Source organism: Bacillus sp. JZ39, from assembly GCF_053903145.1.
On the sequence record NZ_CP096389.1, the window covers coordinates 2359023 to 2383238 of the forward strand.

At 41.8% G+C, this 24216-nt stretch carries 31 protein-coding genes, 1 tRNA gene and 1 riboswitch; of the genes, 10 read left to right on the forward strand and 22 right to left on the reverse strand.

Annotation, left to right across the window (positions count from 1 at the left end):
• Positions 1–59: 59 nt before the first annotated feature.
• A complete protein-coding gene (locus M1D65_RS12035; protein WP_003230222.1) occupies positions 60–596 on the reverse strand; it encodes a YqhR family membrane protein in 537 nt (178 codons plus the stop codon).
• 226 nt (positions 597–822) lie between these two features.
• Between M1D65_RS12035 and M1D65_RS12040 the strand changes: the two genes are divergently transcribed.
• The gene (locus M1D65_RS12040; protein ID WP_032726146.1) at positions 823–1779 is read left to right on the forward strand and encodes a DUF1385 domain-containing protein; all 957 of its coding nucleotides are present in this window, start codon (positions 823–825) and stop codon (positions 1777–1779) included.
• 39 nt (positions 1780–1818) lie between these two features.
• Positions 1819–2214 carry an SA1362 family protein gene (locus M1D65_RS12045; protein ID WP_003226367.1) on the forward strand — a complete coding sequence of 132 codons (396 nt, stop codon included), beginning with the start codon at positions 1819–1821 and terminating at the stop codon, positions 2212–2214.
• On the opposite strand, the gene M1D65_RS12050 is transcribed toward M1D65_RS12045, so the two are convergent.
• The 3 genes from M1D65_RS12050 to lipM all read right to left on the reverse strand — a co-directional run bounded on the left by M1D65_RS12050 (position 2211) and on the right by lipM (position 4576).
• Positions 2211–3086 carry a patatin-like phospholipase family protein gene (locus M1D65_RS12050; RefSeq protein WP_003230220.1) on the reverse strand — a complete coding sequence of 292 codons (876 nt, stop codon included), beginning with the start codon at positions 3084–3086 and terminating at the stop codon, positions 2211–2213. The genes M1D65_RS12045 and M1D65_RS12050 overlap by 4 nt on opposite strands.
• Before the next feature lie 125 nt (positions 3087–3211).
• Positions 3212–3640, reverse strand: coding sequence for a transcriptional regulator MntR (gene mntR, locus M1D65_RS12055; RefSeq protein WP_003236923.1), 429 nt, complete (start codon positions 3638–3640; stop codon positions 3212–3214).
• Between the two features lie 99 nt (positions 3641–3739).
• Positions 3740–4576: an octanoyltransferase LipM gene (gene lipM, locus M1D65_RS12060; RefSeq protein WP_014480244.1), complete on the reverse strand. Its 837-nt coding sequence runs from the start codon at positions 4574–4576 to the stop codon at positions 3740–3742.
• A 190-nt stretch (positions 4577–4766) separates the two neighbouring features.
• On the opposite strand from lipM, the gene M1D65_RS12065 reads away from it, so the two are divergent.
• On the forward strand, positions 4767–5147 hold the full coding sequence (locus M1D65_RS12065) for a rhodanese-like domain-containing protein (RefSeq protein ID WP_004398485.1): 381 nt from the start codon (positions 4767–4769) through the stop codon (positions 5145–5147).
• 34 nt (positions 5148–5181) lie between these two features.
• Here the strand turns inward: M1D65_RS12065 and gcvPB are convergent, their stop codons facing one another.
• From gcvPB to gcvT, 3 genes are read right to left on the reverse strand one after another with little or no spacing between them, the layout of a single operon-like run.
• A complete protein-coding gene (gene gcvPB, locus M1D65_RS12070; RefSeq protein ID WP_014480245.1) occupies positions 5182–6648 on the reverse strand; it encodes an aminomethyl-transferring glycine dehydrogenase subunit GcvPB in 1467 nt (488 codons plus the stop codon).
• Complete coding sequence (gene gcvPA, locus M1D65_RS12075; RefSeq protein ID WP_032726149.1) at positions 6641–7987, reverse strand: aminomethyl-transferring glycine dehydrogenase subunit GcvPA; 1347 nt, start codon at positions 7985–7987, stop codon at positions 6641–6643. Before gcvPA ends, gcvPB begins: the two co-directional genes overlap by 8 nt.
• Positions 7988–8016: 29 nt before the next feature.
• On the reverse strand, positions 8017–9105 hold the full coding sequence (gene gcvT, locus M1D65_RS12080; RefSeq protein WP_004398598.1) for a glycine cleavage system aminomethyltransferase GcvT: 1089 nt from the start codon (positions 9103–9105) through the stop codon (positions 8017–8019).
• 171 nt (positions 9106–9276) lie between these two features.
• A riboswitch (glycine riboswitch) is annotated at positions 9277–9378 on the reverse strand.
• 168 nt (positions 9379–9546) lie between these two features.
• Here gcvT and M1D65_RS12085 point away from each other — a divergent pair.
• The 4 genes from M1D65_RS12085 to sinR all read left to right on the forward strand — a co-directional run bounded on the left by M1D65_RS12085 (position 9547) and on the right by sinR (position 12761).
• Positions 9547–11220 carry a DEAD/DEAH box helicase gene (locus M1D65_RS12085; RefSeq protein ID WP_032726152.1) on the forward strand — a complete coding sequence of 558 codons (1674 nt, stop codon included), beginning with the start codon at positions 9547–9549 and terminating at the stop codon, positions 11218–11220.
• A 20-nt stretch (positions 11221–11240) separates the two neighbouring features.
• Positions 11241–12035: a YqhG family protein gene (locus tag M1D65_RS12090; RefSeq protein WP_032726154.1), complete on the forward strand. Its 795-nt coding sequence runs from the start codon at positions 11241–11243 to the stop codon at positions 12033–12035.
• Positions 12036–12218: 183 nt separating this feature from the next.
• Positions 12219–12392, forward strand: coding sequence for an anti-repressor SinI (gene sinI / locus M1D65_RS12095; protein ID WP_014477323.1), 174 nt, complete (start codon positions 12219–12221; stop codon positions 12390–12392).
• Between the two features lie 33 nt (positions 12393–12425).
• Positions 12426–12761, forward strand: a complete 336-nt coding sequence (gene sinR, locus M1D65_RS12100) for a transcriptional regulator SinR (protein WP_003226345.1) — start codon at positions 12426–12428, stop codon at positions 12759–12761.
• Between the two features lie 91 nt (positions 12762–12852).
• Here the strand turns inward: sinR and tasA are convergent, their stop codons facing one another.
• From tasA to tapA, 3 genes are all read right to left on the reverse strand, one after another.
• The gene (gene tasA, locus M1D65_RS12105; protein ID WP_014477324.1) at positions 12853–13638 is read right to left on the reverse strand and encodes a biofilm matrix protein TasA; all 786 of its coding nucleotides are present in this window, start codon (positions 13636–13638) and stop codon (positions 12853–12855) included.
• Between the two features lie 64 nt (positions 13639–13702).
• A complete protein-coding gene (sipW, locus tag M1D65_RS12110; protein WP_003246088.1) occupies positions 13703–14275 on the reverse strand; it encodes a signal peptidase I SipW in 573 nt (190 codons plus the stop codon).
• On the reverse strand, positions 14259–15020 hold the full coding sequence (tapA, locus tag M1D65_RS12115; RefSeq protein WP_032726156.1) for an amyloid fiber anchoring/assembly protein TapA: 762 nt from the start codon (positions 15018–15020) through the stop codon (positions 14259–14261). The genes sipW and tapA overlap by 17 nt, the downstream gene beginning before the upstream one ends.
• A gap of 270 nt (positions 15021–15290) precedes the next feature.
• On the opposite strand from tapA, the gene M1D65_RS12120 reads away from it, so the two are divergent.
• Positions 15291–15617: a YqzG/YhdC family protein gene (locus M1D65_RS12120; RefSeq protein WP_021480018.1), complete on the forward strand. Its 327-nt coding sequence runs from the start codon at positions 15291–15293 to the stop codon at positions 15615–15617.
• Between the two features lie 41 nt (positions 15618–15658).
• On the opposite strand, the gene M1D65_RS12125 is transcribed toward M1D65_RS12120, so the two are convergent.
• The 10 genes from M1D65_RS12125 to corA all read right to left on the reverse strand — a co-directional run bounded on the left by M1D65_RS12125 (position 15659) and on the right by corA (position 21213).
• Positions 15659–15838: a YqzE family protein gene (locus M1D65_RS12125; RefSeq protein WP_014480252.1), complete on the reverse strand. Its 180-nt coding sequence runs from the start codon at positions 15836–15838 to the stop codon at positions 15659–15661.
• A gap of 71 nt (positions 15839–15909) precedes the next feature.
• A complete protein-coding gene (gene comGG / locus M1D65_RS12130) occupies positions 15910–16284 on the reverse strand; it encodes a ComG operon protein ComGG (protein ID WP_032726157.1) in 375 nt (124 codons plus the stop codon).
• Positions 16285–16668, reverse strand: a complete 384-nt coding sequence (gene comGF, locus M1D65_RS12135; protein WP_032726158.1) for a ComG operon protein ComGF — start codon at positions 16666–16668, stop codon at positions 16285–16287.
• A 25-nt stretch (positions 16669–16693) separates the two neighbouring features.
• The gene (gene comGE / locus M1D65_RS12140; protein WP_021480020.1) at positions 16694–17041 is read right to left on the reverse strand and encodes a ComG operon protein 5; all 348 of its coding nucleotides are present in this window, start codon (positions 17039–17041) and stop codon (positions 16694–16696) included.
• Entirely contained in the window at positions 17025–17456 is a 432-nt protein-coding gene (gene comGD, locus M1D65_RS12145; RefSeq protein WP_038829732.1) for a comG operon protein ComGD, read from the reverse strand. Before comGD ends, comGE begins: the two co-directional genes overlap by 17 nt.
• Positions 17446–17742, reverse strand: coding sequence for a comG operon protein ComGC (comGC, locus tag M1D65_RS12150; RefSeq protein WP_003230162.1), 297 nt, complete (start codon positions 17740–17742; stop codon positions 17446–17448). The genes comGD and comGC overlap by 11 nt, the downstream gene beginning before the upstream one ends.
• A 13-nt stretch (positions 17743–17755) precedes the next feature.
• A complete protein-coding gene (gene comGB, locus M1D65_RS12155) occupies positions 17756–18793 on the reverse strand; it encodes a comG operon protein ComGB (RefSeq protein WP_077671432.1) in 1038 nt (345 codons plus the stop codon).
• The gene (comGA, locus tag M1D65_RS12160; protein WP_070547533.1) at positions 18780–19850 is read right to left on the reverse strand and encodes a competence protein ComGA; all 1071 of its coding nucleotides are present in this window, start codon (positions 19848–19850) and stop codon (positions 18780–18782) included. The genes comGB and comGA overlap by 14 nt, the downstream gene beginning before the upstream one ends.
• Before the next feature lie 210 nt (positions 19851–20060).
• Positions 20061–20258, reverse strand: coding sequence for a CBS domain-containing protein (locus M1D65_RS12165; protein WP_072173931.1), 198 nt, complete (start codon positions 20256–20258; stop codon positions 20061–20063).
• Position 20259: 1 nt separating this feature from the next.
• Entirely contained in the window at positions 20260–21213 is a 954-nt protein-coding gene (gene corA / locus M1D65_RS12170) for a magnesium transporter CorA (protein WP_004399136.1), read from the reverse strand.
• 142 nt (positions 21214–21355) lie between these two features.
• Between corA and M1D65_RS12175 the strand changes: the two genes are divergently transcribed.
• Positions 21356–22684, forward strand: coding sequence for a hemolysin family protein (locus tag M1D65_RS12175; RefSeq protein WP_021480026.1), 1329 nt, complete (start codon positions 21356–21358; stop codon positions 22682–22684).
• 52 nt (positions 22685–22736) lie between these two features.
• Here the strand turns inward: M1D65_RS12175 and rsbRD are convergent, their stop codons facing one another.
• The gene (gene rsbRD, locus M1D65_RS12180; RefSeq protein ID WP_021480027.1) at positions 22737–23573 is read right to left on the reverse strand and encodes an RsbT co-antagonist protein RsbRD; all 837 of its coding nucleotides are present in this window, start codon (positions 23571–23573) and stop codon (positions 22737–22739) included.
• Positions 23574–23659: 86 nt separating this feature from the next.
• Here rsbRD and M1D65_RS12185 point away from each other — a divergent pair.
• Positions 23660–23730: transfer RNA gene (locus M1D65_RS12185), tRNA-Gln, on the forward strand.
• Positions 23731–23796: 66 nt separating this feature from the next.
• Here M1D65_RS12185 and mgsR read toward each other — a convergent pair.
• Positions 23797–24177, reverse strand: a complete 381-nt coding sequence (gene mgsR / locus M1D65_RS12190; protein ID WP_003230147.1) for a transcriptional regulator MgsR — start codon at positions 24175–24177, stop codon at positions 23797–23799.
• Positions 24178–24216: the final 39 nt, after the last annotated feature.

Here is a 24216-nt window from a genome sequence, read left to right on the forward strand (position 1 = left end):
TCATGTAAAAAATGTTCACTTCTCGTGAACATTTTATCATACTGGAAAAGGATTATACACTATTCTCTATGCATTCCCAGCGCACGTGCAAGCTTTTCCGAATTCAGCTCATTGTATTCAAATGAAATGGAATACCCGACAAACAGCCCGTAAAGCAAATAAATGCAAATGGTCGTAATAATTGTATCTGATGTCAGTTCGGTCACCGTGCGCACATCTGGAAAAATCGGATTAAAAACAAAAAACACGAGCAGCCAAAGCACCAAGCCGTATAAAATACCCGGCCACATTGTTTTTAAACGTTTCAATAGAAGAAAATAAAGAAACGCTGCGCCAATTGAAATTACTCCAATCAAAATGATGCTGATTACCGTTCCCAGCCCATGTTTTTTCCACTCTCCGAGCACAAACGGCTGCAATATCATATTCGGGCTGATTTCGGAAAAATGAAACAAGTATGCGATATAAGCAACGAAACTCCAAAGTACGCCTCCGCAAAAACCTGTTGCCGCCACTCTGCCGGCCATTGAAACAGGCGGCTTTTGCTTCTCATTCAATTCTTCATTTTGTTCTGTATCTTTTTCGCTTGTCATCATGGCACCTCCAGTTAAAGTGTGCCCAAAAAATGAAATGTCAATAAAAAAGCTCACACTTTTTGACAGCTGCGAGTAAAATTTGAAAATAAAGGGTATAATGCATGTAGAAAAAGCAAGGCTATGGCAATTTTTTCAGCCTGTCAATCTAGAGGTTTAGCGCTGTTTCCTGTACAATAGAGTGAAAGGAAATGGTTAGCAATCCTAAAGAAATAGGCAGGTTGATAATATGTCAAAACATAAAGTTCCGCCCGCTTACGGCGGGCAGGCTGTTGTGGAAGGCGTTATGTTTGGCGGAAAGCATCATTACGTTACAGCCATCAGAAGAACGGATGGAAGCATTGACTTTTTTAAGCTTCCACGCAAACACAACCCGAAACTGAACATCGTGAAAAAGATACCGTTTTTACGGGGGATCGCGGCCATTATCGAAGCGAGTGCAAACGGCACAAAGCATTTGAATTTTTCAAGCGAACGTTACGGGCTCGATCCATCTGAAGACGAGACACTTGAGCAGGAAGAAAAAAAATCCTCCGGGCTGTCTATGTATCTCAGCCTCGCAGTTATAGGCGTCCTATCATTTTTGTTCAGTAAATTCGTATTTACATTGGTTCCAGTTTTCTTAGCGGAACTGACAAGGCCGATTTTTTCCTCGGACACGGCGCAAATCGCGGTTGAAAGCCTGTTTAAGTTGATTTTGCTGCTCGGTTACATCTATTTTTTGTCCATGACACCGCTTATTAAAAGAGTGTTTCAATATCATGGAGCCGAACATAAAGTCATAAACTGTTATGAACAGAATTTGCCAATTACTGTGGAGAATGTCCAAAACCAATCTCGGCTTCATTACCGCTGCGGATCAAGCTTTATTTTATTTACGATTATTGTCGGCATGTTTGTTTATTTACTCGTTCCGACAGATCCGCTTTGGCTGCGTGTTATAGATCGTGTCGCACTGATACCGGTCGTGCTTGGTCTATCCTTTGAAGTTCTGCAGCTGACAAACAAAGTGCGTGACATTCCCGGTCTGAAATTACTTGGGTACCCGGGACTTTGGCTTCAGCTGTTAACCACAAAGGAACCTAAGGATGACCAGGTTGAAGTTGCCATCGAAAGCTTTAACGAACTTCTCAGACTCGAAGCATTGTCTGAGCAAAATCAGAAGCCTTCTCACAACGTCATCTAAAATCCGTTGCCCTGCTATTACTTTCGGAGGTGGACAGTTATGAATCATCGTGTACAACCTATTATTGCTGTATTAATTGCGCTGGGAGCGTTCGGTTTCCTCTATGTGCTGGTAACCAATCCCGGAGAAATGGCAAAAATGGCGGTAACCGTCATCGTGGCAGGTATCATTATTTATTTTATTGTGAAATATGTAATGAATCGAAATGCGGGCAGCGAAGGAGCAGCCTTCAAAAAAGCGGCGAAACAATCGCGGCGCCGGATGAAAGAACAAAAAGCAAAACACCGCGCCGGACATAAGGGACGTGTCAGCCACCTGCGAAGCGTTCCGAGCGCCAGCAAGCCTAAACCGATGATTCTCAAGAAAAAAAGCCAGACTCAGCTGACTGTTATAGAAGGGAAAAAAAATAAAAAGAAAAACAGAGCGCTTTTTTAATAGGTCCACTGCTTTAAAAACAGCTCTGTCCGTCTTTTACCTAGCTCAATCAGGGCTAGTTTTTTTTGTTGTGTTAAATGAAAATCAGTGGCCATTACGTCATCGACAGGGAGAAAAATGATATTTTGTTCATAGCGTGACGCAATGTGCCTTGCGTCATGAGCATCCTTCATCGTTTCAAACAGGGCGCCGAACAGTTCAAAAGCGTTGCGGATATTTTTTTTCGGACGCTCTCTTTCACGCGGCGCAAGTGTGACACCGATCACAGGGCGCTTTCTTTCCTTTGAAAACAGCCAGATTGGAAAATTGCTTAACACGCCTCCGTCGACAACCGTGGCGGTGCCTGTGTCCGTTTTTAATTTTATCGGTTCAAAGAAATACGGGATGCTGCAGCTCATTCTGACCGCTCTGGCAACCGGGAACATATCAGGATTTAACCCGTAACGGGCCAAATCGTCCGGCAAAACAATCATGGTGCCGTTTGTCAAATCAGAAGCAATAAGGCGCAGAGACCCTTTCTGCAAATCGCCGAAAACCCTTATGCCTTTCGCTCTTAACAGATCAGCAATCCATTTTTCTATCGTATCGCCTTTGTATAAGCCAAGACGCCAGTAGATGGACACCCACTGGAGCATCTTTAAGGGGAGAAATGAGTACCTCTGGTCCAGCAATTTCTCTCCGTCCACTTCTTCAATTAAAGCGTGGATTTCCTTACTGGTGTAACCTGACGCAATGAAAGCGGCAATAATGGCGCCGGCGCTTGTACCCGCAACTCTTTTAAAGCGGAAGCCTTTTTCCTCAAGCACTTCATAAGCGCCTGCGAGCGCAATGCCTTTTACTCCTCCGCCGGAAAAAACACCGTCAATATACATCTCATTCCCTCCCCCTCCATCCGATCGTTTATTACCATTTTAAGAAAACACGCGAAGAAATAGACCAACGAATGACGGGTGGCGTCAGCGTATCAAAAAAGACGGCCTCCTTCGAGACCGCCTTTTTACTGATTATGATGTTCTGTTTTCTTTTGGATTGATTTCAGATCTTTTTTACGGGCATCATCTTCTTCAAAATATTGAACAAGATCCCCGATGCGATCAATACTGTTCCAGCTTAAATGATGTTCGATTCCTTCGACATCGTTATATATTTTCTCTTCATCAACACCAATGATTCTTAAAAACTGCTCAAGCAATTCATGTCTGTATACCAGCCGTTTGCCTATTTTTTTCCCTTTAGACGTTAACACGAGACCGCGATATTTTTCATAAATTAAATATTCGTCTTTATCTAGTTTTTGAACCATTTTTGTTACAGAGGAGGGATGGACTGCCAATGCTTCCGCGATATCGGAAACTCGTGCATATCCTTTTTCTTCAATCAGCATATAAATCTGTTCAATATAATCTTCCATACTTGGTGTTGTCATCGAAACCCTCCCAAAAAGCACCTTAACTTTATAAACCATTACAAGTTTACACTAATGAACTTGAAAAAACAAGGATGCTCCGCGGGTCAAAAGCCCTGTTTACCGCTTATAATTCCATTCATCTGAAGCGTACTTTGTTTCAGCCAAGTGATGAACAAAACCAAGCTCTTCCTGAGAAAGTTCATATGGCTCCAAATGAATGTTAAGACCTGTTTCAAATCCTTCTTTAAAGGCTTTACGAGCCTCATCCATCGTCACCCGCTTTTCAGTGAGTTCATTAATGGCAACCGCTTTATTTTTGAAATTGCGCTGCATCCGCTCTCTTACTCTTTCACTTGGATATAAGAACAGATCGAACAGCTTGTCCTCATCTAAATCAAGAAGAATGGAGCCATGCTGAAGAATCACGCCTTTTTGTCTCGTTTGCGCGCTTCCCGCCACCTTGCGCCCCTCAACCACTAGCTCATACCACGAAGGCGCGTCAAAACAAACAGATGACCGCGGATTTTTTAAGCTTTCTTTTTCTTTTTCAGTTCTCGGGATGGCAAAGTAAGCGTCCAGACCGAGATTTCTAAAGCCTTGAAGTATGCCTTCTGAAATAACCCGGTAAGCCTCAGTAACAGTCGCCGGCATCTCGGGGTGCTCTTCCGAAACAATTACGCTGTATGTCAGTTCCTGATCGTGAAGCACACCTCTCCCGCCGGTCGGGCGTCTGACGAATCCGAGATTATATTTATGTACTGCTTCAAAATTGATTTCCTTTTTAATATTTTGAAAATACCCTACAGAAAGTGTCGCCGGATTCCAGCCGTAAAAACGGATAACCGGGGGGATTTTCTTTTCGCTGTGCCAATATAAAAGCGCTTCATCAAGCGCCATATTGAATGCAGGACTTGCATTGCCTGAGTCTATAAACCGCCAAGTTTCTTTTTGCATTTTAAGACCTTCCTTACCGTTTTAATAGAATCAGTTTATCAAACTGTCGGGAAAATGAAAAATATTTTAGTTCCATTATAGATGACAATCACGCTGTGCTTTACTATAATAGTATTTGTCGAAAACGGCTCTATGACCTTGTTTTATGAAGCAGGGTTTTGATTTTATATGCTAAAGGAGTAGAATCACATTGTCTAATATGATCGTTTTGATTATTTTTGCTGCGTTTATCATTTATATGATTGCTTCCTATGTCTATCAGCAGCGAATTATGAAAACACTTACCGAAGAAGAATTCCGCGCGGGTTACCGCAAAGCGCAGCTTATTGATGTTCGTGAGCCAAATGAGTTTGAGGGCGGACATATTTTAGGCGCCCGCAACATCCCGCTTTCCCAGCTGAAACAGAGAAAAAATGAGATCCGTACGGACAAGCCTGTTTACCTGTACTGCCAAAACAGTGTCCGCAGCGGACGCGCGGCACAAACCCTGCGCAAAAACGGCTGCACTGAGATTTACAACCTAAAAGGCGGCTTTAAAAAATGGGGCGGAAAGATTAAAGCGAAGAAATAAAGCAAACAGCTGTCTGGTAGACAGCTGTTTTTATTTATCTTTCTACCGCCTCGTATCTGAGCACCGGGTGTCTCGCCGCTTTTGTTTCATCCATTCTTTTTACAATCGTTGTATGCGGGGCCTCCTGAACAAGCTCCGGATTCTCCTCCGCTTCTTTTGCGATTTGAATCATAGCATCAATAAACGCGTCCAGTGTTTCCTTTGATTCGGTCTCCGTCGGCTCGATCATGATGCATTCTTCAACATTAAGCGGGAAATAAATCGTCGGCGGATGATAGCCGAAATCAAGGAGCCGTTTTGCAATATCAAGCGTACGCACTCCCAGCTTTTTCTGCCGCTTCCCTGATAATACAAATTCATGCTTGCAATGGCGGTCAAACGGAAGATCGTAATAAGGCGCGAGCTTTCTCATCATATAATTGGCGTTTAACACTGCGTTCTCAGTAACAGCCTTTAATCCGTCAGGCCCCATGGAGCGAATATACGTATACGCTCTCACATTAATGCCAAAGTTGCCGTAATACGGCTTCACACGGCCGATCGCATGAGGGCGGTCATAATCAAACGTAAAGCGCCCTTCTTTTTTAACTAAAACTGGCTTTGGCAAATAAGGAATCAGATCTTTTTTTACGCCGACAGGGCCTGAGCCGGGGCCTCCGCCGCCATGAGGGCCTGTGAATGTTTTATGCAGGTTGAGGTGCACCACGTCAAATCCCATATCTCCAGGTCTCGCCTTGCTTAAAACGGCATTTAAATTAGCGCCGTCATAATACAGTTTCCCCCCCGCTTGGTGTACAATTTCCGCCATCTCTGTAATCTGCTCCTCAAACAAGCCGAGCGTGTTCGGATTCGTCAGCATGAGAGCTGCAGTTTCTTCATTCACTGCTCTTTTTAAATCCTCTAAATCAACAAGCCCATTTTCATTCGATTTCACCGTAACAGTTTCAAAGCCTGCTACTGTCGCTGATGCAGGATTCGTCCCGTGCGCGGAATCAGGGACAATGACCTTCGTCCGCTTGAAATCCCCGCGAGCTTCATGATAGGCACGGATCATCATCAGCCCCGTCCATTCGCCGTGCGCTCCGGCAGCAGGCTGAAGCGTAACCTCATCCATTCCCGTTATTTCTTCAAGGTGCTTGCTTAAATCATATAAAAGCTCTAATGCGCCTTGCACCGTGTCTTCATCCTGAAGAGGATGAATCGCAGCAAAACCAGGAATACGTGCGATTTTTTCATTGATTTTCGGATTATATTTCATCGTGCAAGAACCGAGAGGATAAAAACCGGAATCCACCCCGTGATTGCGTTTGGACAGCGCTGTATAATGGCGCATGATGTCCAGCTCTGAAACCTCCGGCAGCGCTGCGTCTTCGTCACGAATATAGGTGTCTGACAAGAGGTCCCCCAATTCGATTTCCGGTACATCGAGCTCCGGCAGACTATAGCCGATTCGACCTTCTCTTGAAAGTTCAAAAATAAGTGCCTGGTCCTGATTACTCATGGCGATCCCCCAATTCCTGAATGAGTGCGTCAATTTCTTCTTTTGTTCTCAGCTCCGTTACAGCAATCAGCATATGGCAGTCCAGCTCCGGATACGTCAACCCAAGATCATATCCGCCAATCATGCCTTTTGCCAGCAAACGCTTGTTCACAGCTCTCACCGGCTCATCCAGTTTGATGACAAATTCATTAAATATCGGCCCGTCAAACATAACAGTAAGGCCTGCTTTTTTTGCTTCTTGCTTTGCATAGTTGGCTTTTAAGAGATTTTGGCGGGCTATATCTTTTACGCCGTTTTTTCCGAGAGCAGTCATGGCCACTGATGCTGCCAACGCATTTAAAGCTTGGTTCGAGCATATATTTGATGTTGCTTTATCTCGGCGGATATGCTGCTCCCTGGCTTGCAGGGTAAGCACAAAGCCTCTTTTTCCGTTTTCGTCTTCCGTTTGTCCGACGAGACGGCCCGGCACCTTTCTCATTAATTTTTTAGTAACGGCAAAAAAGCCGCAATGCGGGCCGCCGTATGCTGAAGGAATGCCGAAAGGCTGCGCATCACCGACGACGATATCAGACTGAAACTTACCCGGCGGAGTGAGAAGACCTAGCGCAAGCGGGTTAACTGAAACAATAAACATGGATTTCCCTTGATGAGCGATAGGCTCAATATCCTTTAGCGGCTCGATCCGGCCGAAAAAATTCGGGTACTGAACGATCACTGCGGCTGTGTTCTCGCAAACGGTTTGGCGCAATGCATCAAGATCCGTAACGCCATCCGCAGCGGGTACTTCAACTACATCAATATACTGACCTTTTGCGTACGTTTTCAGCACTTCTCGCGATTCAGGATGCACGGTTTTTGACACAACGATTTTTTTCTTTTTCGTGTGGCCTGAAGCAAGCATTGCTGCTTCCGCCAAGGCTGTTCCGCCGTCATACATCGAGGAGTTGGCGATATCCATGCCTGTCAGTTCACAGATCATCGTTTGGAATTCAAAAATAGCCTGGAGCTCTCCTTGTGAAATCTCTGGCTGATAAGGCGTATATGCGGTATAAAACTCAGAGCGCGAAATGACATGATCCACAATGACAGGCTGATAATGGTCATATACACCCGCTCCTAAGAAAGAAGCGTATTGTACGGTATCACGATTTTTAGAGGCCAGCTTTGTCAGTTCTCTTGTTAATTCAGTTTCTGATTTCGCTTTTTTAATTTGATACTCTTTTTTATATTTGACGTTTTCCGGTATATCAGCAAATAAATCATCGATGCTGCTTACGCCGATAGTAGCAAGCATCTCCTGTTTATCCTTTTCTGTTGCGGGCAAATAACGGTGCTTCATGTGTTGTCTCCTCTCTCCAAGAAAAAATATTAGCGTTTATAAAATGGTGTTTTGACAACCTTTGCTTTCACTAATTTTTTGCGAATCTCTACATCTACAACAGTCCCGATCTCACTCGTTTCCGAATCAATTAAGGCAAGGCCGACGTTTTTCCCTAATGTCGGTGACTGCGTGCCGGTTGTCACCTTTCCGACAGACTTGCCATTTTGGAAAACCTCATATCCGTGCCGCGGTATCCCTTTTTCAATCATTTCGAGACCGACAAGTTTGCGCTTCGCTCCGTTTTCTTTTTGTTCACTCAATACTGACTTACCGAAAAAGTCAGACTCCTTTTTGTGCTTTACAGCAAAGCCTATACCTGCTTCAATCGGTGTAATATCCCGGGTCAGCTCCTGACCGTAGAGCGGGAGCTTCGCTTCAAACCGGAGTGTATCACGTGCACCGAGACCGCATGGAATCAATCCGTATGCATCCCCTGCATCGATGATTTTTTTCCAAATATGCATAGCATCATCACTGCGGCAGTAAATTTCATACCCGTCTTCTCCCGTATAGCCAGTGCGTGAAATAAGTGCTTTGCGGCCGCTGATATCGGCTTCATCAATAAACGCAAACGGCTTTAATGCAGACACATCTGCATCTGTCAGATTTTTTAAGATCGCTTCTGCTTTCGGTCCCTGTACAGCCAAGAGCGCGATTTGATCTGACTGATTGTCAATCTGCACATCACCTGCTGCATGTTCTTTCATCCAAGCCAAGTCTTTATCTATATTAGAAGCATTAATGACAAGCAGATAGCGGTTCTCCCCTTTTTGATAGATAAGCAAATCATCGACGGTTCCGCCATCCGGGTAACACATCGCTGTATATTGAGCACGGCCTGGCGTTAACGCGGAAACATCATTTGTCATCAATCTTTGCAAAAAAGACAGACTGTCGTTCCCTGACACTTCGACTTCTCCCATATGAGATACATCAAACAAACCGGCTGCAGTTCGGACAGCCTCGTGTTCTTTTTTTATAGAAGAAAATTGAACAGGAAGCTCCCAACCTCCGAAATCAATCGTTTTTCCTCCATATTCCTTATACAGGTCAAATAACGGCGTTCTTTTCAGCATCTAATTCCTCCCCTTTATCAACGGCGCAGCTAAAAAACATACAAAAAAGGACAGAGAAACACCTCATGTAAAATGAAGGTTCTCTGTCCTGGCACCTGAAAGTTTACTTTGCATACGCAAAGACGTCCCCTTTGGTGGTTTGCGCATCCGCACAAACACTCTCCAGAGTTGCGTCGAGCAAGAGTTCTTTTGCCTGAGAGATTCACTCCGCAGTTTGCTCCTTCGGCGCCTGTATCCCGAGGTTTTCGGTCAGGTCTCTCCCCTTGCTGTCATTCGCTCATATTTTCATGCTGTTATGGACATACTATAGCAATATCTTACATCAAATACATACTCATATCCTACCATCATCACTATATGCTGGGCAACAGCAATTTGGGCAGATTTTTCTCATATTATTCATCTTAAGAATCGAAGAATAAGAAAGGCGGTTTCAAAGCAATGAATACAGAAATGATCTACGATGCAAAATGGCCTGAAGAATTTGCTGAAAGACTGAAAAACGATGGCCCTTGGGCAAACTGGGAACTGTACAAGCTCTCTGCAGAAATCCAGAAAACATTAGCAATTCCAGAGTTTGAAGGTTTACGGGCTCCTTTATATCTGCCTTCCTTTACGCCGCTCCCCCACCAGCTTGAGGTGGCGCAAAAAGTGGTTGAAAAAATGAACGGCAAAGCGATTTTAGCAGACGAGGTTGGTCTCGGGAAAACGGTTGAAGCTGGACTGATTCTAAAAGAATATATGATTCGCGGGTTAGCAAAAAAAATTTTGATCCTTGTGCCCGCTTCCCTTGTGTCACAATGGGTCAAAGAGCTTCAGGAAAAATTTTTGATTCCGGCTGTTGAACAAAAGAAAAGCTATGTGTGGGAGCAATGCGATATTGTCGTCTCATCAATAGACACCGCGAAGCGCTCGCCCCATCGCGAAATCGTTCTGTCAATCCCATATGATCTTGTCATTATTGATGAGGCACACAAACTGAAAAATAGCAAAACGAAGAACTATGAATTTGTCCGGAATCTCGTAAAAAAATATTGCCTGCTTCTTACCGCGACGCCAATCCAGAACCGTATCGAAGAGATTTTCAATTTGGTGTCCTTATTAAAACCCGGCCATTTAGGCAGTCAGAATCACTTTCAGGAGGAGTTCGCCAAGAAGAAATCCAGTTTAGAAGCGCATGAACATTTAAAAGATCTTGTGAATAAAGTCATGATCCGTAACAGGCGGCATGATACCGGGCTGAATTGGAAACAGCGCCATGTTGAAACAGTGCCGATTGAATTTTCTCCATCAGAGCAGGCGCTTTATGATGAAATTTCTCGCTTGAAGGAAAGTATCAATAAACCAGCCAGCATGTTCTCGATTATGACCTTGCAAAGAGAATGCTGTTCGAGCAGAGAAGCGGTGTATATGACGCTGAAAAAGATGCTTGATCAAAAAGAGAAACAAGCACCTGCCATTGATGAACATACGATTTCAGTTTTAATAGAGCGCATCAATCAAGTGACACAAAATTCTAAAGCGCTTCAAGTCGTTGATTTAATCAAAAAGATCGACGATAAGGTCATCATTTTTACAGAATACCGTGCAACCCAGATTTATTTGCAGTGGTTTCTTCAGCAAAACGGCATCAGTTCTGTGCCGTTTAGAGGCGGATTTAAACGTGGGAAAAAAGACTGGATGAAGGATCTTTTCCGCGGAAAGATCCAAGTCCTTATTGCAACTGAAGCAGGCGGTGAGGGAATTAACCTGCAATTTTGCAATCACATGATCAACTATGATCTTCCATGGAACCCGATGCGACTTGAGCAAAGAATCGGAAGAATTCACAGACTCGGGCAGGAGCGTGACGTGCACATTTATAACATGGCAACAAAACATACGGTGGAAGAGCATATTCTAAAGCTTTTATATGAAAAAATTCATTTGTTTGAAAAAGTGGTCGGCGAACTTGATGATATTTTAACGAAAATTCAAGTGAACAATTTTGAAGAGCACCTTCATGACATTTTGTATCACTCAGCAACAGAAGAAGAAATGAAAATAAAAATGGATAACTTAACCTCATTTTTGTCTTATAAAAAACAGCAGCCTGCTGAAAAAAGAGGATCTTAGCCTGTAAGGAGGTTTTACTAGTGAGACAGCAAGAGGTTCACGATTTTCTGCTGCGTTTTTTTCAAGCAAACAGCTGCCAAATCGTCGATCAAGGCTTAGGCTATATGACAGTGCAGCTTACAGTTGAAATGGACAAACAAATCATGAACCGCCCTTTCTACTGGCATTGGCGCGAGAAGACAGGCGGTGATCCGAATCCAATGAAAATCACTTTTATTACAGATAAAGAAAATGCGCCAAAAGACCTAGATGGTGAATTTATATATTTTGGGGCCCCGCGTCTTTTTCAAATATTTAAAGCTGTTAAACAAAATGGGAGATTTACCAGAATGTATGAGAAAATTGAATCAGCCGGAGCCAAAGTCCCACTTCAGCCTTGGCTTGGTATAAATGTCACGATTTCATACCAGTCCGACATGAAAAAGGATAAGTTATTGTCACTAGGTCTTCACCTAGTCTCTGGAACGATAATTGAAGATTTTCAAAGCAAGCTGACCCAGCTTTCACTGACATCACAAATATGTGACTATTGCTTCACCATTTCACCTATGATCAAACCAGAAAGCGGACTTAAGCGTATGGAAAACTATATTTCCAAATCCGCTATGCAGGAGCCGTCCGACTGGGCGGAACAGGCGGTTAATAGGTGGAGAAATGACATGATATTGCTTGATAAGTTTTACGAGCATATAGAAGAAAAACCAGAAGAATACCATCTAGAAAAACAGGCGCTGAAAACCTTGTATCAACCAAAGATATCAGTTGAAATTGAAAATGGCGGATTATTTTATCTGCAAAATAATATTTCAAGCTAACTTTTATTCATTCGACATCGTTCTCGTTTTTTTTGAAAAAATGCGATTATAATAAAGGTATATTGGAAAAAAATTCTGGCATTTTTAAAGGGGAAATGACTTCCAGAGACTAATGAAGCATACAATGAGTCATGGCCGGACTGGCTGAAATACATAAACAAGTATTTTAGGAGGAGAAACTGCATGAAAAATGCAAAACAAGAGCACTTTGAATTGGATCAAGAATGGGTTGAATTGATGATGGAAGCCAAAGAGGCAAATATCAGCCCGGAAGAAATACGAAAATATTTACTTTTAAACAAAAAGTCTGCTCATCCTGGTCCGGCAGCCAGAAGTCATACCGTAAATCCTTTCTGAATGTGCTATAATATCACAAGGAAGGTGATGACATTGATTGGCCAGCGTATTAAACAATACCGTAAAGAAAAAGGCTACTCACTATCAGAACTAGCTGAAAAAGCTGGGGTAGCGAAGTCTTATTTAAGCTCAATAGAACGAAATCTACAAACGAACCCCTCCATTCAATTTCTCGAAAAAGTCTCCGCTGTTCTGGACGTCTCGGTTCATACTTTGCTCGATGAGAAACATGAAACCGAATACGATGGTCAATTAGATAGTGAATGGGAGAAATTGGTTCGCGATGCAATGACATCCGGGGTATCGAAAAAACAATTTCGTGAATTTTTAGATTATCAAAAATGGAGAAAATCCCAAAAAGAGGAGTAGTGCCTGAGCAGAGGCACTAACTCCTCTTTTGTCAATAAACATCGAGACGGCCCAGTGATAATTTACTGGGCCGTCTCTTTTTTTGCTGTTATTAATTTTTATCCTCGCTATGCGCTTTTTCATTTTCTTTCACGTAACCATCTTTATCAGTATGGTCCTTTTTGATTGTCAAGCCGTTCCACTGTGTAGCTTCGAATGAGAATTGAAGCTTAATGGAGTTGCCTTGATATTTATTTTGAACCATAAGCCCGTTTTCATCTTTTGTTTTATCATCCTTGAATTGGATTTCCATTTGAACCTGATCGAAGTCAGTTGGTGTTTTTGGAACACCATCATATTCAGGAGCGGTTTTACCATCAATTGTTGCTACATTGACTTTACCGCTTGCATTTAAGAATTTAGGGTCAATTTGTTTTTTGATTTTTTCAGCAGCCGCTGCATCATTTTTAGCAGACATCAAATACAAGTCTTTAAGGTTCGCATCATCTAAAATAATGTTTTTCGGGTAGCCATTGCCGCCCTCTTTTCCAACTGTCAACAATGTCACTTCAAACTGGCTGAGGAAATCTTCTGGAGATGTATTGCTGCCGCCATTTGCTTTAAAATCTCCATAATTAAGCGCCATTAAAACTTCTTTGATCGCAAGTGATCCGTTATTTTCAAATTGGAAATCCTTTGTCAACTTATCTCCCGGCTTTAGATTTGATAAGTTCACACTCGCTGAATTTTCTTTAGCAGATAAATCAAGCGTACCTGATGCAAAAGTAGCATCCTTTGATTTAATGTCGTTAAATGCTGCCCATGTTCCTCCTCCAACTAAAGCTAATCCTAGTGCTGCAGAAGCAACTCCTAAACTCAATTTCTTTTTCATACCCATGGTTAAAACTCCCCTTTTATTGAATGTTTTATATCGAAACCTGTTGCCAGGTTTACAACTGAAGTTAAGTGGACATGGTGCTGTCCTTTGTATCTGTTTCCAAGGCTTTTGTCTTTCTTTCAATTTCTCTAATGGCGCTGCTGATCGTCACAAAAGCGTACACTAACAGCATCACGCCGGGAACAATCAATAATACAGCCGTTCCAATTGGCTGGCTGGCAAAATGAAGCATATAGCCGGCATATGGAAGCTGAAAACCTGTGTATTGCGCGCGAACATTTTCGTCCGATACAGGCGCTGAATCAGCTGCTGCATTATTATCACCTTTTGTTTTAAATAACAAATGGTCTCCTTGCTTTGTTATGTCAACAATTCTGTGGGTGACCGCCGTATTTGCATCCTGCATAAATGTAATAACGTCACCTTTTTGGAGCTCTTTCACATCAGTGATTTCTTTGACCAATATTAAGGAACCTGTATTGAACTCCGGCTCCATCGAACCTGACAGAACTGATTTCAATGTATACCCAAACACAGCCGGCTCTCCCCCGGATGAACGTGTTGAAATCACGACAAGTGTCAGCACAATAATAAGAGTAAAGATGATCACGTATAAAATATTACTGATCAGCTTCATTGCTTTTTTCATCCTCTTCCCCGCTTTCCTTCTGGTCTGATTGAGTTTCATTTTCTTTGGTTACAGCTTCTTGAGATGTTTCTTCTTTCATTGTTTTTTCCTGTATATCCTTTTGTGTTGTTTCATTCTCCTTTTTGACGTCCGACTTTGTTTCTTTTTTAGGGACTGTCGGTTTTTCATCGCATTTTGCAAGCGTCATAGGCTCCGACCACTCAAATGTACTGCCGTTTGCCGGGTAGCCTGCCGGTTTATATACTTTAAATGCATAAATGCCGGGTTTCATTTTTTTCTTCGTCTCAATTTTATAAAGTGAATCGCTGATTTGATTGGAGACAAATCCTTTTTCGATCACGTTCCCATCCTTTAACGGTTTTCGGGCATTTTCAAGCTTATGAAGCTCCCACTTCCACTTTGATTTCTTAAGTTTCTCACCTGTATTTTCGAGCTCAGCAAATAAGGTGATAGGTGAGCATACAGTTCCTTTCGTATCCGTTTGATCTGATATGTGCAAATCACTTTGATCCCAGCGTTTATCATAATGGCAGTTTTTATCTGTATGCTGAAAGTCTTTACACGTTTGAAGTGAGACATCAAATGTTTCAATATCATGAAAAGCAGCGCTTGTATCATCGGAAAATTGTAAGCATATTGCGGCAGTCAGACTGAAAATGACTGAAAGCTGGAAGATTAGCAGAACTTTCAGTTTCGTCTTCGCCTTTTGCTGATTGTGAAACAATCGAAACATATCTTACCTCCTGTAAAACACTGTAACTTGATATGACAATCGTTCTTTTTAAAGAACTACACAAGTAGAGTATAATCAACGATTTATAGATTTAAAAACACCAAAATCACTCATTTTGTTCGTTTAAAAGAATATTTTCATCATATTACAAAGTCTTGCTCAGTATTGCTCATCTTTTCAATTTTTTTGAAATTTTTGGGATTGTTATGTGAGAATTTAAATGCATATCCCGTTATTATTTGGTAATAATAAACAAGAAAGGGTGACAGCATGATGATCAAACAATGTATGATTTGTCTAACTCTTCTCGTCTTTGGCACCACAGCCGCTCACGCAGAAGAAACACCGCTTGTAACCTCCCGTCACATGTCCAAATGGGAAGAGATTGCTGTAAAAGAAGCAAAAAAAAGGTACCCGCTCGCACAGGTACTGTTCAAACAAAAAGTATGGGACCGTAAAAGAAAAGATGAAGCAGTGAAGCAATACCATTTAACTCTGAGGGAAGGATCAAAAGAATTCGGCGTTTTTGTGACGATTTCATTTGATCCTTATAGCCAAAAGGTCAATAAAATCGCCATATTAGAAGAATATCAATAAGGTCCTCCATTTTTTGAAGGACCTTATTCGTTTATTTGCGGTTATTTTTTCCGTTTCAGCCAAAGCCGGAAGCCATAGGGTAAAATACCGAACCACTGCTGAGAAGCAGGCGTTTTTGTTTCTTTCCGCACCTCTTTTCGTTCTTTTCGCTCATCTCTCGGTGTATCTATATATTTGACAAATTGCTGCGTCATATATTTAACATAATCATTCGTTTTCACGTGATCACCTCATCATTCAATTATTATGAAGTGTTGTCTCACATGACTTTTTTTATACCCTTTACACTGTTTTATTCTGTCCATCTCAGCAGTTTTTTCTGTTTTTGATCAAACACGATCTGTGCAGTTCTTTCTGTTCCCGACTCCGTTGACACTCTTAAGTTGATTTCTTTTTGCTCTTTTATCGATGTATCATGAATGTAATAAGAAACCCGTCCATATGGAAATTGCTGCGTACCCTCCTGGCCTTTCCGTTTCTCTAGAACGTGCCGAATCGAAAGAAGCGTACCATTTTGAAGCAAATTCTCTCCTATGTATAACTCTTTTGTTTCCTTTTCAAACATGCAGCGTGAAATATATTGAGCAGCAGCAAAGTTCACGATTAACAGCACAAGCGCTGACACAAAAAGAACAGCTGGATAAATAAACCCTCTTGTACGATACATTCACCCCCCTCCTAAATATGAATAGACTGGAAAAGCAGTTTGATACACTTTTTGGTCCTCACTCTCAATTTTCAGCAAAACAACACCATTTTCAATATCAGCTTTCATGGCAGTAATATGATCTAAAATCGGAACATGCCCTTTGCCATCCACTCTTTTTCTGATCATTGAATGATAAATGTCAAAACGGATGTCTTGTCCGGAAAGATTGGTGCAGATTAACACGCTCCCATGCTCGGCTGTCTTAACTGCCTGTGATTCCTTGCATTCATTCATCATCTGTTCTATCGAAATCATCCATTCTTGCTGTGTGAAACCGTCATGTTCCTGCTGTCGAGATAAAAACAGATGGAAAATAGCAGCTAACGATCCTGATATGAGCAAAAAGACTGAGAGCGAAAATAATACGTTAAGAAGCGTGTAGCCATTCTGTCTGCAGGATGCTGAGGCAAAATGATTTCTCTTTATAAGCTGCGGCTTTGATACATACGTTTTGATATTCGCCCTCCTCCTCCCACTTCATTGCATAGATATGATTGTTCTTTGTAATCGTTTTTGACGCGGCTCCTTCACCACTCATGACATATTTGCTAATGCTCTCATTCATCATCTGATAGCCAATTTCTCGTGATTCCGCCATTTTTTCATCAGCTATCAGCTTGTCCCACAAGGGGACGACTGTCAGCAGCACAAACAGCCACAGGCTTAGCGCAGACATTGTTTCTATTGTAGAAAAACCTTTATTTTCTCTCCACATTGACTCTCCCGCTCCCTAGATAAACTGTTATATCATATACGGCATGGCCATTTACTCGTATTTTTCCGCCTGCATTCGGGTGCCCTTTCTCATTAAATTCCAAACGGTCTTTTAATGTCAGCAGTTCTATAGAAAGTCCCCTTGCATACGGACGTTCAATGACCGTATCACCAATGACTAATTGATATTCTTTTTTATGAAAGAAAATTTTTGTTCTTTGTTGACGGGAAATAGCAGCCTGCTGTGTGAGCATAATATCATTTTTCAGCTGCCTTGCTGCCTGTCGGACAGCTGTATTGTCATAAGCAGGAGGAAGTGTAGTGAAGACGGCCACCAGGAGGATAGAGGCAAGGCTTAACACAAGCAAACTTTCTAAAAGGGTAAACCCCTCCTCCTCGTTTAATTTAATGTTCAACCTTAACTTCTCCGCCGGTGATGATAATGCGCTTACCATTTGGACAGACAGCATCCTTTTTCACATAGCCCTCTGACTGTAAATCGGCAAGGCTCGGAGTTTGTCCTTCATGATCAAGCTCAAATGCAGTCATTTGTGCCTTAACCATGTTTTGTAAGCCTTCACAGCCCTTTTTTTGAATGGTTTGATTATGTTTTGTGACGTTCGGTATCGTAATTAAAAGCAAAATCGAAATAATAAAGAGCACGATTAACATTTCAACAAGTGTAAATCCTTTCTCATTCATCAGCCTCTTCCTTTCACATTTGATTCATCATCTGATACATAGGCACAAGCATAGATAAATACACAAGTAAGATCATCGCTGCAACAAATCCATAAATCATTGGCTGAAGGATGCCTGTCCATTTTTGCGCTTTGTGTTCCAGCCGCTGTAATATGAATTGGCTGTATGTGAAAAGCTCCCGATCCAATCGGCCGCTCAGCTGGCCGTGAGATATGACTTTTGATAAATCAGTTTCATAAAAAGGGCTTCCACAAATAGCGGATTCAATTGACTCACCGGCTTTTAGCCGTTCAATCAATTGTTCAGCCTCGCAGCGGTAGAAAGGGAGAAACGTTTGATGTTTAAATGCATTAAGGCTGTCATAAATTGAGAGGCCTGATTTTAAAAGGCTGCTTAGCTGCAAAGAAAAAAAGTAGCTGTTAAACAGCTTGACAAGCTTTCCAACCAAAGGAATCCTGATACAAATCAGCATTTGCCGGGCAGGTGATTTTTTCTTAAACACAAGCCAATAATAAATCCCGATACCTGCTGTAAAAAGAACAAGCAAAATGATCACAAGATCAATATGCTGAAAAAAAGCAAAAAGCATATCGGTTGAACGTGAGGTTTCCATATTCATCGATTGATAGATACCGGAAAACTGAGGAATGATGATGGACTGTAACATATAAAACATGACAGCGACCGTAAAGATGAGGAAAAGCGGATAGCTCAGCACTCTTTTCAGCTGGTCTGCCTGTGCAATTTTTCGTTCCAGCAGCTCTCCGCTCTGGATCATGGAAGCAGGCAGTTCACCATGTGTTTCAGCAAAATAACAAATACCTACGGCTTCCTTATGAAATGACAAACTCTTTAGTACTTGATAAAACGGAGCCCCTTCCCTCAAACAAGTGACCGTATCAGTCAAGTCAGCCGCCTGCCTCTTATTCATCTGAAGTTCCATCAGGCGTAATCCATCCAGAAGCGTATATCCCCCCGCAGTCATTTCACCGAGCCGCTTTAATAACCTGGCTTGATCCTTTAATGACCAGACTTTTCTAATCTTTTTCATGATAAACCCACCGGTCATAGTTGTTTGTCGTTAAATAGCCGAGCGCAATTCCTTTTCTGATAATTTGACGAAGCGTTTGATATTGGTAATTTGCATGATTTCCTTTTGCCTCCTGGATACATTGCTGAAGATTTTTCCCGTATAGAAGCTCATAAACGCTAGCTCTCCTGGTATTTCGTGACTGTCGGCAATACACTGATGAACATCCGTTTTCACAAAACGGGCAAGCCAAATCAACCAAGCGCTGAGCCGCTATTGCAATGACAGTCTGTTCGATTTCATTCATATTGATACCGAATTCAAGCAGTCTGTAAATGGCGCCCTTTGCGTCTCTCGTATGAAGGCTCGTTAGTACCAGATGTCCCGTCATCGCTGCCCGCACCGCAATTTCAGCTGTTTCCGCGTCTCTGATCTCACCTAAAATAATCATATCGGGATCATGGCGCAAAATTGCTTTCAGACCTGCAGAATAAGTTACACCGGCTTTTTCATTCACCTGAACCTGAAGAACATCTTCGTCCCTTGTTTCAACAGGGTCCTCTAATGTGACAATATTTCGATTAAAGTGTTTTTTTGCATATTGAACGAGAGAGTATAATGTGGTAGTCTTCCCTGAACCAGTCGGCCCGGTAAAAATGAGCATGCCATGGGAATGTTTTAAAAACGAGAGTAATGTGGCTCCTGTCTTCGGAAATAGCGACAATTTATCAATCGAAGGGATATTGTATTGGGGCATCACTCTGATCACGAGGCTTTCTTCATTAATTGTGGGCAGCGTTGACATTCTTAAATGAACATTTCCCTCTTTCAGCTTTAACGTAAGCGAACCGTTTTGCGGCTTTCGCCTTTCACCTATATCCATTGCTGAAAGAAATTTAAAATGTGAAATCAGTCTTACGCACTCTTCTTTTTTCATGTCCCTTTTTTTCAGCAAGGCATGATCGACCCGAAAATGAATGATAGCGTCCCGCTCCCTCGGCACGATGTGAATATCAGAAGCCTTTGTTAGATATGCCTCTTCAATCAAGTTTTTGCTTACATTTTCTATTGAATCCAATTTGATTCCCTCTCCTTTCAATGCGTATTGTAGAAAAAGAAGGAGCGGTAATCAAACAGGGAAAACGTGATTTTGTGAGATGTTATATGCTGAAAAACCAATTCTTTCTGGCAAGAAAAAAACTTTCAACTGAATGTGCCCCTTTCATTATAATTTTCCCAATAATAAAAAAGCAGACATGGTCACCATGCCTGCTTGATTCCATTTTCATTATGCTGTTTTCGCTTTTTGACCAGTATCTTTCTCAACGGAAAGGTCGCCTAATGCAACAATACCGGTCATTTGGTCATTTTCAAGAATCGATAAACTGCGGATTTGATGCTCTGCCATAAGCGCCTTGTCATCGTATCCGGTCACCCTGATATGTCTGGTGAAAAAGCGGGGCACGCTGCACAAAATATGAAACACCCTATAGAGTCCGCCTTTTTCGAGGTTTCTTTTTCTTCTTCCGCTCCTGCAGCATATCTCCCGTCCAGCCTTTTTTCCTCAAATAGAGATAGATCAGGACTGTAGATGTGACAATCAATAAGAGAGAAAAGAGATATCCGTATTTCCAATTCAGTTCCGGCATCACAGAAAAGTTCATCCCCCATAAGGCCCCCAGAGCTGTAATCGGCGTAAAAAGCGTCGTGAAAATGGTCAGCGCTTTTACAATTTCATTCCCCCTATGTGAGGTAATGACTTCCTCTGAATGCAACAGATTGTTAAGCTCCCCTTCAAATTCGCTGATATATGTAAATCCCCTGTCAATCTTCAGTTGTGTCCGCTGATAATCCTTTTTCCCTTCATTTTGAGGTAAAAAAGTTTCTTTCAACGCCATTTCAATTTTTTTGGCGCTTAATATTAAATTTTTCCAAATCATCAGTTCATGGCGCAGGAGATGGACGCGGTTTAAAATGCTTTTGCTATTGTCGTCTTTAATCTGCCATCTAAGCTTTCTCAGCTTTACTTCAAATTCATCAACACCGATTAAATACGCATTCATTAGTTCGCCGAGAAGAATTAAAAACCCCTCTATCGCATTGTCCGCTCTTTCCATTTGCCGGACAACTTCTTTTCCTTTAATCTCTCTCAAAATTGAAAAATCAAAGTTGATTGTAAAAAAATATTGTCTGGTGATATAAAAGTGAAAAACAGTATGATCTTTTTCTTCACCAAGCCCCTGATCATAAACAATCGACCCAAATACCGCTTCATTTTCCGTTTCAGTTGTATCTACTCGTAAAAAATTAACGTGATGGTTATTTTCAAACCACTTTTCACACTGAGGCCAGTGAGAAAAATGGATTAGATCCCTTGCCTTACTTCTTTCTTGAGGCCCCATTTGGTACCAAAACCAATCCTTTCCCGTATGTGCCTTCATGTCAAGCTCCTCCAAACTTTTGTTCTTTATTCTTTAATTGCCCAATAACCGCGTCACTAAACCAGTCTGCCGCTTCAACACATGTTTTATGAGCATTTTCAGGTGGTATGGAATGTAGAAAGACATCGGAAAAGGGAGGTGCATGCCTTCCTTGGAGAAGGCAGTTGTTTTGGAATTTGTCAATTTACTAGCAGTCGCTATTCTCATTTTGTTAACAGGATTTTTTGTTGCCGTAGAATTTTCAATCGTAAAAGTGCGGCGATCCAAAATTGATCAGCTTGTCGCAAAAGGAAAGAAAGGTGCTAAAGCGGCAAAGCATGTCATCACTCACCTTGATGAATATTTATCAGCCTGTCAGCTGGGCATCACAGTCGCAGCCTTAGGACTGGGATGGCTTGGGGAACCGACTGTGCAAACTCTGCTTCGACCGCTTTTTCATAAAGCAGGCTTAAATGAATCGCTTACCCACCTGCTTTCACTCGTCATCGCATTTTTAGCGGTTACGTATTTAAATGTCGTTATCGGGGAGCTGGCGCCAAAGAGTTTCGCCATTCAAAAAGCAGAAAGCATTACCTTGTTGTTCGCTAAACCGCTTATTTGGTTTTATAAGATCATGTTTCCATTCATTTGGCTGTTGAACCACTCTGCCCGATTGATTACAGGAGTGTTTGGACTAAAGCCGGCATCAGAGCACGAGCTGGCATATACAGAGGAAGAACTTCGGGTCCTATTGGCTGAAAGCTATAAAAGCGGCGAGATTAGAAAAAGTGAATTAAAGTACATGAATAATATCTTCACCTTTGATAAACGAATGGCAAAGGAAATTATGGTGCCGCGAAATGAAATGGTCAGTTTGTCACTAGATGAAGACTCCATTTCAAATCTTCAGGAAACAGTCAAGCAAACAAAATATACACGGTATCCAGTTGTAAGAGAGGATAAAGATAACGTTATTGGCGTGATTAATATGAAAGAAGTGCTGTTTTCCATGCTGACGAAAGATTTTTCAATCAAGAAGCATCAAATTGAACCTTTCGTACAGCCCGTTATCCATGTCATTGAGACGATTCCTATTTATAAACTACTGCTGAAAATGCAAAAGGAACGTACTCATATGGCGATCCTCATAGATGAATATGGCGGGACGTCCGGTTTGGTCACTGTCGAGGATATTATCGAAGAAATTGTAGGAGAAATCCGTGATGAATTTGATGCGGATGAAGTGCCTCATATCCGCGAACTTGGAAAGGATCATTACTTGTTAAATGCAAAATTATTAATCAGCGATGTTAACAGCCTGCTTGGAACCGATTTATCAGAGGCTGAAGTAGACACCTTGGGCGGCTGGTTTTTGACACAAAACATAGACGCTGAGCCTGAAAGTGCCATAGAATATGATGGCTACTCTTTTAAGGTAAAAGACATCAACAGCCATCACATTTTATTTATAGAAGTTAAAAAAGCTGAATAGCCCGTGAAAGGCTGTTCAGCTGCTATCTTTCAAGATAAACATGGCAAAGGCATCAACACTCTTTTATTTTAAACCCTTTATTGGCCAGGGCTTTAGCAAGACTTTGCTCGGTTTTCACATTCGAAAAATCCAGACCCAGCTTCACGACAGTTTGGGCAATTTCCGGCCTGATTCCTGAAATAATCGTCTCAATGCCGAGCAATTTGGTGCTGTCAATCACTTTAAAAATTTGATAGGCTACCATGGTATCAACGATAGGAACGCCCGAAATATCTAAAAATAAATACGAGAGCTTTAACGCTGAGCACTGCTCCAGCACAGACTCCAAAATCGTCCTCGCTCTGTGCGTATCAATTTCACCGACAAGCGGAAGAATCCCAATTCCATCAGTAATCGGCATAATCGGCGCACTCAATTCATTAATCATTTCTTTTTGCGCGTTTAATTGTATCATGGTCACCTGGTGATATTCTTCCGTAAACACTTCGATGATCTCATCAATGTTTTGATTCAAGATCCGGCTCCACTCATAAAATTCCTGAATGCTGATGTCTTGAGAAGAAGCTTCGCTGAATTTCTGAATCCATTCAAACATGATGTGCCTGAAGGTGTTAAACTGGCCGACACTTTGTGTAACCGTCACTTCATGAACGGCACGGTCTCTGGCGCATTGAAGAGACCACCGGTTGAGCTCATCCTCTACGTCTTCTTTTCTAAGGGATTTTGCTACGATGGTCACCAATAATTCATGCTGGTCTTTTAACTTTTGTTCTAGTTTTTGCTGATCTTTCGCTGAATACAGCCAGCTGCCTTTTGACGTACAAACTTCCAGCCATTGTTGCGTGATATCTTCTTTGTGCTCTGTTAAGTGCTGATCAAGAGCTATCATCTTAATGAGCTCCCTCCTGTTTTTGAAAAATGTACGCTATATATGTATAACGCGTCTGCCTTTACACATACTATGTTTAGATTCAATGGGCTATAGCCAAGCGGTAAGGCAATGGACTTTGACTCCGTGATCGTTGGTTCGAATCCAGCTAGCCCAGTTTCTGAACAGGTGAAAAACCGAAGATAAGCTGATTCGAATAAATCAGCGGATCTTCGGTTTTTCATCATGCAGATTGATGAACCGTTTTCTTCTTCGATAACTTCAGCAGTTCTCCCGGGTTATAACCAATCACCAGCTTTTTGTTGTCTACTAGAATCGGGCGTCGCAAAAGCTTCGGCTTCTCGATTAAAAGTTCCAGCACCTCATTTACCGTCATTTCTTCAATGTTTAAATTTAAATTTTTGAAAGTCTGGCTTCTTGTCGCCAAAATTTCATCAATTCCTTCTGTCGTTAACGATAAAATGTACTTTAATTCTTCTCTTGTCGGGGTTTCTCTGAATAAATGCCGTTCGTTAAATTCAATTTGATGTGCTTTAAGCCAATGTTTTGTTTTTCGGCATGACGTGCAGCTTGGATATGAGTAAAAAGTTAATTGTTGTTCCATTCGTTTTTTCCTCCTCAGTTAACCATCTCTTTGTAGAAT

Excerpts from the sequence above, each read along its gene's own strand:
- M1D65_RS12035 (WP_003230222.1), bottom strand. The coding sequence starts at position 596 with ATGATGACAAGCGAAAAAGATACAGAACAAAATGAAGAATTGAATGAG.
- M1D65_RS12040 (WP_032726146.1), top strand. The coding sequence starts at position 823 with ATGTCAAAACATAAAGTTCCGCCCGCTTACGGCGGGCAGGCTGTTGTG.
- M1D65_RS12045 (WP_003226367.1), top strand. The coding sequence starts at position 1,819 with ATGAATCATCGTGTACAACCTATTATTGCTGTATTAATTGCGCTGGGA.
- M1D65_RS12050 (WP_003230220.1), bottom strand. The coding sequence starts at position 3,086 with ATGTATATTGACGGTGTTTTTTCCGGCGGAGGAGTAAAAGGCATTGCG.
- mntR (WP_003236923.1), bottom strand. The coding sequence starts at position 3,640 with ATGACAACACCAAGTATGGAAGATTATATTGAACAGATTTATATGCTG.
- lipM (WP_014480244.1), bottom strand. The coding sequence starts at position 4,576 with ATGCAAAAAGAAACTTGGCGGTTTATAGACTCAGGCAATGCAAGTCCT.
- gcvPB (WP_014480245.1), bottom strand. The coding sequence starts at position 6,648 with ATGAGTAATCAGGACCAGGCACTTATTTTTGAACTTTCAAGAGAAGGT.
- gcvPA (WP_032726149.1), bottom strand. The coding sequence starts at position 7,987 with ATGAAGCACCGTTATTTGCCCGCAACAGAAAAGGATAAACAGGAGATG.
- gcvT (WP_004398598.1), bottom strand. The coding sequence starts at position 9,105 with ATGCTGAAAAGAACGCCGTTATTTGACCTGTATAAGGAATATGGAGGA.
- M1D65_RS12085 (WP_032726152.1), top strand. The coding sequence starts at position 9,547 with ATGAATACAGAAATGATCTACGATGCAAAATGGCCTGAAGAATTTGCT.
- sinI (WP_014477323.1), top strand. The coding sequence starts at position 12,219 with ATGAAAAATGCAAAACAAGAGCACTTTGAATTGGATCAAGAATGGGTT.
- tasA (WP_014477324.1), bottom strand. The coding sequence starts at position 13,638 with ATGGGTATGAAAAAGAAATTGAGTTTAGGAGTTGCTTCTGCAGCACTA.
- sipW (WP_003246088.1), bottom strand. The coding sequence starts at position 14,275 with ATGAAGCTGATCAGTAATATTTTATACGTGATCATCTTTACTCTTATT.
- tapA (WP_032726156.1), bottom strand. The coding sequence starts at position 15,020 with ATGTTTCGATTGTTTCACAATCAGCAAAAGGCGAAGACGAAACTGAAA.
- M1D65_RS12120 (WP_021480018.1), top strand. The coding sequence starts at position 15,291 with ATGATGATCAAACAATGTATGATTTGTCTAACTCTTCTCGTCTTTGGC.
- comGG (WP_032726157.1), bottom strand. The coding sequence starts at position 16,284 with ATGTATCGTACAAGAGGGTTTATTTATCCAGCTGTTCTTTTTGTGTCA.
- comGE (WP_021480020.1), bottom strand. The coding sequence starts at position 17,041 with ATGTGGAGAGAAAATAAAGGTTTTTCTACAATAGAAACAATGTCTGCG.
- comGC (WP_003230162.1), bottom strand. The coding sequence starts at position 17,742 with ATGAATGAGAAAGGATTTACACTTGTTGAAATGTTAATCGTGCTCTTT.
- comGB (WP_077671432.1), bottom strand. The coding sequence starts at position 18,793 with ATGAAAAAGATTAGAAAAGTCTGGTCATTAAAGGATCAAGCCAGGTTA.
- corA (WP_004399136.1), bottom strand. The coding sequence starts at position 21,213 with ATGAAGGCACATACGGGAAAGGATTGGTTTTGGTACCAAATGGGGCCT.
- M1D65_RS12175 (WP_021480026.1), top strand. The coding sequence starts at position 21,356 with ATGCCTTCCTTGGAGAAGGCAGTTGTTTTGGAATTTGTCAATTTACTA.
- rsbRD (WP_021480027.1), bottom strand. The coding sequence starts at position 23,573 with ATGATAGCTCTTGATCAGCACTTAACAGAGCACAAAGAAGATATCACG.
- mgsR (WP_003230147.1), bottom strand. The coding sequence starts at position 24,177 with ATGGAACAACAATTAACTTTTTACTCATATCCAAGCTGCACGTCATGC.